Annotated in this window: 6 protein-coding genes and 1 riboswitch; of the genes, 5 read left to right on the top strand and 1 reads right to left on the bottom strand. The window is 35.6% G+C overall.

The features are described from left to right. Positions 1-243 precede the first annotated feature (243 nt). The 4 genes from MRZ08_RS01130 (at position 244) to MRZ08_RS01115 (ending at position 4,212) form a co-directional block, all read left to right on the top strand. Positions 244-1,311 carry a cysteine desulfurase family protein gene (locus MRZ08_RS01130; RefSeq protein ID WP_297378303.1) on the top strand — a complete coding sequence of 356 codons (1,068 nt, stop codon included), beginning with the start codon at positions 244-246 and terminating at the stop codon, positions 1,309-1,311. Then, positions 1,308-2,411 carry a tRNA 2-thiouridine(34) synthase MnmA gene (gene mnmA / locus MRZ08_RS01125; protein ID WP_297378300.1) on the top strand — a complete coding sequence of 368 codons (1,104 nt, stop codon included), beginning with the start codon at positions 1,308-1,310 and terminating at the stop codon, positions 2,409-2,411. Before MRZ08_RS01130 ends, mnmA begins: the two co-directional genes overlap by 4 nt. Before the next feature lie 10 nt (positions 2,412-2,421). Beyond that, the gene (locus tag MRZ08_RS01120) at positions 2,422-3,348 is read left to right on the top strand and encodes a serine hydrolase (protein ID WP_297378297.1); all 927 of its coding nucleotides are present in this window, start codon (positions 2,422-2,424) and stop codon (positions 3,346-3,348) included. A 144-nt stretch (positions 3,349-3,492) separates the two neighbouring features. Beyond that, complete coding sequence (locus MRZ08_RS01115; protein ID WP_297378294.1) at positions 3,493-4,212, top strand: hypothetical protein; 720 nt, start codon at positions 3,493-3,495, stop codon at positions 4,210-4,212. A gap of 74 nt (positions 4,213-4,286) precedes the next feature. Here MRZ08_RS01115 and MRZ08_RS01110 read toward each other — a convergent pair whose 3' ends face one another. Further along, positions 4,287-5,645, bottom strand: coding sequence for an aspartate kinase (locus MRZ08_RS01110; RefSeq protein WP_297378291.1), 1,359 nt, complete (start codon positions 5,643-5,645; stop codon positions 4,287-4,289). Between the two features lie 222 nt (positions 5,646-5,867). Continuing rightward, positions 5,868-6,012, top strand: a riboswitch (Lysine riboswitch). A 59-nt stretch (positions 6,013-6,071) separates the two neighbouring features. Here MRZ08_RS01110 and MRZ08_RS01105 point away from each other — a divergent pair. Next, positions 6,072-6,995: diaminopimelate decarboxylase (locus tag MRZ08_RS01105; RefSeq protein WP_297378288.1), on the top strand; the 924-nt coding region annotated here is incomplete at its 3' end.

Below are 6,995 nucleotides of genomic sequence, written 5' to 3'. Positions count from 1 at the left end.
ACAGACTGTTGACAAAATCAAAATAACCCTTATTTCGACCGAACGGAGTGAGCGGAGAAATCTAATGAGATCTCTCCATGCGTTCGTTTCACTCTCTTAGTCGAGATAAGGGTAACTTAACGATAAAATAAATTTCGATTGAAGTTACTTTGTCTACACTCTATCCCTCATTGGATGAGGGTTTTTTCTTTGCATGCTTTAAATTTAGCCGATTTAAAGTATATTTAGAAAATAGGTGGTAATATGATTTATTTAGACTATGCAGCTACAAGCTTAAAAAGAAAAGAAATAATGGAAGAGATAATGGATGATTTTAATTCCTTCGATGCCAATCCTGACTCAACACATGGCTTAGGCAGGAAGGCTAAGAAAATCCTTGAAGCTTCTAGGGCAAAAATTGCAAATTCCATTGGAGCAGATCCTAAAAGTGTAATATTTACTTCAGGAGCCAGTGAATCTAATAATACTGTAATCAACGCCTTTAGGGGAAAGGAGATTATCTCGACCAATATAGAGCACGACTCTATCCTAAATACCCTGGAGGGGGAGAAGGTGACCTACCTTGAGGCTAATGAGGAAGGCCTTGTCAGTGTAGATGACTTAAAGAGTAAGATAAGACCAGAAACCAAGCTTGTTATAGTCATGTTTGTAAATAATGAGCTTGGGACAATTGAGCCAGTTAAGGAGATTGGAGCTTATCTTAAGGATAAAGATATTCACTTCCACGTAGATGCTGTCCAAGCCTATGGTCATGTCGATATAGATGTCGATGAAATTGCTTGTGACTCACTTTCCCTATCAGGACATAAGGTTGGTGGAGTAAATGGTTTTGGAATCTTGTATTTGAGAAATGACCTAGAGACTTTTATCAAGGGAGGCGAGCAAGAGAAGAATAGAAGAGCAGGTACTTCCTTTGTTATGGGAGCCTATTCAATGGGCATCGCTTTTGATAAGACAATCGAAGAAAGAGAAAGGATAGGAAAGTTAAAGAAATATTTCCTTAAGGAGCTTTCTTCCACAGGGATAGACTACGAAGTAAATGGCGGCATAGAAAATTCATCAGATCATATAATTAATATTTATTTTCCAGATTATAAGTCGGATTTTCTATTAACATATCTAGATATCAAGGGAATATGTGCATCAGCAGGATCTGCTTGTAGGGCAGGAGCACTTGAGCCAAGTAGGGTTATAACAAATATTTATGATGAGGACAGGGCCCTTCATTCGGTGAGATTTTCCTTTGGCTTTAAGAATGAACTTTCCGATATAGACTATCTAATGGAAGTTCTAAGAGAGGTGATTAAGTGAAAGACAAAAAAGATACCAAAGTAGTAGTAGGAGTAAGCGGGGGAGTGGATTCTTCTGTGGCAGCCCTACTACTTAAGGAAGAAGGCTACGATGTAGTAGGAATCTTCATGAAAAACTGGGATGATACAGACGAAAATGGAGTTTGTACAGCAGAAGTCGACTACGAAGATGCGGTAGCAGTATGCAATCAAATAGGTATTCCCTACTATTCAATAAACTTTGAGAAAGAGTATTACGACAGAGTCTTTACATATTTTCTTGATGAATACAAGAAAGGTAGGACTCCAAACCCAGACATAATGTGCAACAAGGAAATTAAGTTTAAGGCCTTCTTAGACTTTGCCAAGTCCTTGGGAGCAGACTATGTAGCAACCGGCCATTATGCGAGAGTCGACAGGTCAGGGGATGAGACAGTAATGCTTAGGGGCCTAGATTCCAATAAAGACCAGACATATTTCCTAAGTCAGCTTTCCCAAGAGCAAATCAAAGATGTGCTTTTTCCTGTAGGAGAGTTACAAAAAAGCGAAGTAAGAGAAATAGCTCATAAGTACAAGCTAGCTACAGCTGATAAGAAGGATTCTACAGGAATTTGCTTTATAGGTGAAAGAGACTTCAATGAATTCTTGTCAAACTACCTACCAGCCCAAGCTGGAGATATAGTAGATACTGAGGGAAATATCCTTGGAAAACATGATGGACTAATGTTTCATACCATAGGCCAAAGGAGAGGACTTGGAATCGGAGGAGAAGGAGAGGCTTGGTTTGTTTGCGGCAAGGACTTAAAGAAAAATGAGCTCATAGTCTGCCAAGGAAAAAACAATCCCCTTCTGTTCTCAAATAAGTTATACGCAAGCGAGTTTTCGACCTTTACTGACAAGAAAATTCCAAAAGAGTTCGACTGCACAGCAAAGTTTAGATATAGACAAGCTGATATCAAGGCTCACGTTAAGGTCCTAGAAGATGGTAAGGTAGAAGTTACTTACGATAGGACTAAGGCAGTAACTCCAGGCCAGGCAGCAGTCTTCTATCAAGGAGAAGTTTGTATAGGATCTGCCATAATAGATGAAGTCTATAATGATGGAAAAAAATTATTGGTTTAGGAGTAAAATTTTGAAAAAATACTTACTGGCTTTTGCTTTATTAATAGTAGGTCTAGGGATGGATGATTCTTATGCTTCTGATATTGTTTATTACGAGGATTACGATCTAGACATTATATTTGAGGAAAATGACAAGGAAAGCACGGAAGATTTTGATGATGACCTAGGAGAAACCGATAGCTTAGAGGAAGAAGATAAAAACGATAAGCTAAATGAAGAAATATCAAATATAATAACAGAAGAAATGGATAAGGTAGAAGGATCTTATCAAGTCGCTGTTAAAACCCTTGAAGGAGATAGCGATGTTGATGTCGATTACAGAAATACTAGTGACTCTCTTCCTTCAGCCTCAACTATCAAGGTCTTTATCGCTATAAGTGCCTATGAAAATATTGAAAGAGGAACTTTAAAAGATACAGATTCCTTAATTAATGATATCCACTCAATGCTTAATAGGTCTGATAATTACGCCACAAATAGGGTTATAGATGCTTTAGGTGGATTTTACTCAGTAAATAATACAATAGAAAAACTTACTGGATCAAATAGAACTTCCTTAAACAGGAAATTAGCAAAACCTGGCAAGGAAAATATGGTAGATGTATCTGATCTAATAAGAGCTATGGAAGAGTTAAATAATCCTAAGCTTATAAGCAAAAGAAGTGCAGAAAAAATAAAAGATTCGATGACTAATACAAACACTAAGTCAAGCAAATTACTTGCAAATCTTCCACCTTACGCTAGAGGAATTAATAAATCTGGAGAAAATCCAGACAGGGGACAAGAATTAGATGTGGCTATAATTGATGTAGGCTCAACTAGATTTTCCCTAGCTGTTGCTATGAAAACAGATAAATACTACGATAATGAAAATGAACTAAGAGTTTTGAGAAATATGGGTGAGCGAATCACTGAAGCTTTTTATAACTTCGAGTAACAGAATAGTTAAATCTTAGTTTTACTTATGATATGAAGCTGAAATTTGTATAGGATTATATTTATAGGGGACTTCGGTCCTCTTTTTAAATCTTTATACAAATTTAATAGAATATTTGTTATTATAAAATAAAAGGAGACTTTTATGAAAAAGAAAATTATAATTACAAGTTTAATACTCGCTCTGGCCATGGCAAATATAAATCCTAGCCTTGCAGCAAATACTGAAGTAGGACAAACTGAAATCAAAGAAAATGTTAAAGATGCGGTAAAAGAAACTTATGTCATCAAAGAAATCGGAGATGAATCTGTAATACTTAACAAAAAGGTAGAGGATTCAGATTTGGTTTCAGTCCCTAAGGAAGATTTTAAGGATATTGAACTAACGATAGGCAAAGAGGTCAATATTACTAGTGATGGAATTAACTTGTTGTCAGATCCTGGCCAGTTTTCTAAAATTTATAAAATAGAAGAAGCAAATGACTCAATGGATGAGAATAAGATTTCTGAAAAATTTATAGTTAAGGAAATAAATGAAGAAGCTGTTATTGTAGAAAAAGAAGGATCTGAAGGAGAATTGTATACTTTATCGAAGAAATATTTTGATAAGGACCTAAGAGTTGGAGATAGGTATGAAATAAGCCATAATGATATAGTAATGAACTCATATCCTGCCCAATTTAATAAGGTATATGAAGTAAAAAAATTAGCAAAAGATAATGAGAAAATAAATGAAGTAAGCGATAAGAACAAGGGAGATACAAAGGCAGATAAAAATCCTAAGACGGGAATAAGTCCAGCCATCCTGAGCTTATCAGATCTTACTGTATCACTTGCGGGGCTAAAAATAAATAAGAAGAAATAAAACTAAGGATAGGCGGAGATTAAAATCTAGAGCCTATCCTTTTTGTATATATAATAGGAAGTGATAAAGTATATTTACATAAAATAAGAATAAAGCTTTTCGGTTGCAAGTTTCTCATCTTTTTCATCTACAAAGAGGAATAGGGAGTTGTTGGAAGCTCCTTGGATGATAAACTCGATTTTAATATTTTCCTCATTCAAGGACTTGCTTATTAGATATAAAGCTCGGGTCATGTCATTAGTGAGTCCTTCGCCAACTATAGCAATTGATGCAAGGTTATCCTTGATATCAAACTTGTTATAGGAAAAGTTTTCGTCTATTGCATTCTTAAGACTTTGCATCTCCGATTCGCTTTTAATATGCTCCTTTCTAATAAGGATTGACAAAGAGTCGATTCCAGTAGGTATGTGCTCGACAGGAATATGTTGGTATTCGAATATATCGAGGAGCTTATTTATATAACCGACCTTCCTATTCATCAGATATTCTGTGATATTAAAGGAGATAAACTTACCGACATTGGAGATACCTACAACAGGATTGAGACCTACATCGGACCTATCTTGCTCGATTATAGTGCCTCCCTCGTAAGGTTTGTTGGTGTTTTTGACACAGATTTTAATATTTTGCTTAAGGAGGGGCTCGACTGCATCTTCCTGGAAAATCTCAAATCCATTATAGGATAGCTCTCTGATTTCTGCATAGGTAATGTTTTTGATTGGCTTTGGATTTTCGATCATCTTTGGATGGGCAGAGTAAATATAGGACATATCTGTGTAGTTTTCGTAAATATCACAGCCAAGGCCCCTAGCAAGAATTGCCCCACTTATATCAGATCCTCCCCTTAGGAAGGTTAGGATTTTGCCTTGCTTATTTATTCCGTAAAAGCCTGGCATAACTATAAGTTCATCAATATCTCTTAACTTTTTAATATTCTCATAAGTCCTATCTGAAATTACAGGTTCATTTAGCACATAATCAAGCTCAATTCCAGCTTCCTTAGGAGAGACGTATCTGGCCCTAAGACCAAGAGTATTCAAATATCTTGAGACAAGCCTTGCGTTAAAGTCCTCTCCACATGATTTAAGGGCATTTTCAAGGTAGAAGTCATCGTCAATATTTTCTAGCATTTGATTAAGCTCTATTTTATAAGTTTCGATAAAATCGCAGTCAAGATTCAAGCATTCACCGATTTGTCTGTATCTTTCAATTATTTTATCTCTTGTATTTATGTAAGAATCGCTAGAATTAGAATATTCTTTGAAGAGTCTAATAAGAAGGTCTGTAACCTTTGTGTCAGAATCATTCCTTTTGCCTGGAGCAGAGAGGACTACTCCTCTTATATCTGGATCGTTTTTTATTATTTGACCTACCTTTTTGATTTGTTCAGCACTTGCGAGCGATGAGCCACCAAATTTTGCAACTTTAATCATTATCTTTCCTTTCTTATTCTCCTATAATTAATATTATTAAATACTTTACATATTTATAAAAATAATGCAAATGGATAAAATTTTATTAATTTTTCATCTTATGATACAAAGCTTTAAATTTAAGGGGTTAGCAAGAAAAAGCAAAGTGGATAAAATTAAAAATATATTTATTATTTGACATTTGAGCCGATAAGTGATAGTCTATATTACAACAATTAAACGATGTAAGTAAGAGGTCGCGGTTATAATTATTAGATTGATTTCGAAAGGTATAATTGCCGAAATGCTTAGGTGTTGGTCGCATTTCTGAATAAGGATGCGGCTGTCATAGGAAAACGCCATTTTTCTATGGAGTACTTCTTACATTGGGGGCGAAAGGATAATCATGGGACTTTTGCTCATGATTTTTTATTTATAGGAGGAAAGATGCTTAGAAAGAACATGGAATGGATAGGAGATAGCCTACATATAGGAGGGGTCTCTGTAAATAAGCTTAAGGAAAAATACAATACACCGCTGTATATATATGATCAGAAGCTTTTTGAAAACACGGCCAAGGTATTTATGGATAAGTTCAAATCAGATAAGTTTGAGACAGAAATTGTCTATGCATCAAAGGCCTTTTCTAACTTGTATGTCCTAGGTCTTGTAAGATGCCTTGGCCTAGACCTTGATGTAGTAAGTGGTGGCGAGCTATATCTCGCCCTTAAGGCTGGGATAAATCCACAGAAAATCCACTTCCACGGCAACAACAAGCTAGAAGAAGAGCTTATCATGGCTATAGAAAATGATATTGGCCTTATCATTATTGATAATATGGCAGAATTCCATCTTTTATCAGAGCTTCTAGGAAAATATAAGAAAAAGATGAGGGTCCTTCTAAGGATAAATCCAGATATAGTAACTGATACTCACAAGTTTATCCAAACATCAAATGCTGATTCGAAATTTGGTTTAAATATCAGAGATGAAAAACTTACGTCCTATATCCAAGAGATTATCGGAGATCCTTACGTAGACCTTGAAGGCTTCCATGCCCATATAGGTAGCCAAGTCACTAAAGGCGAGTTTTTTATAGAAGAAAGCAATTTCCTCCTAAATTTCACCAAAAAGATGAGCGATGACTTAGGATATGAATTTACTAATATAAACTTTGGAGGAGGTTTTGGCGTAAGTCAGAAGGAAAAAGATCCGTCACTCGACCTTGAAGAATTCTTGCCAGAGTTTATTAAGTATATTGAAGAAAAAATAGGAGAGCTTGACCTCCCTATAAAAAGAGTTGGAATTGAGCCAGGGAGAAGCTTAATAAACCAAGCTGGGTCTACACTTTACACAGTAGCTTCTGTTAAA

This window comes from Anaerococcus sp. (genome assembly GCF_022770135.1).
GTDB lineage: Bacteria > Bacillota > Clostridia > Tissierellales > Peptoniphilaceae > Anaerococcus.
The sequence above is the reverse complement of the archived record's forward strand: the minus strand, read 5'-3'. Positions and strand labels throughout refer to the sequence as shown.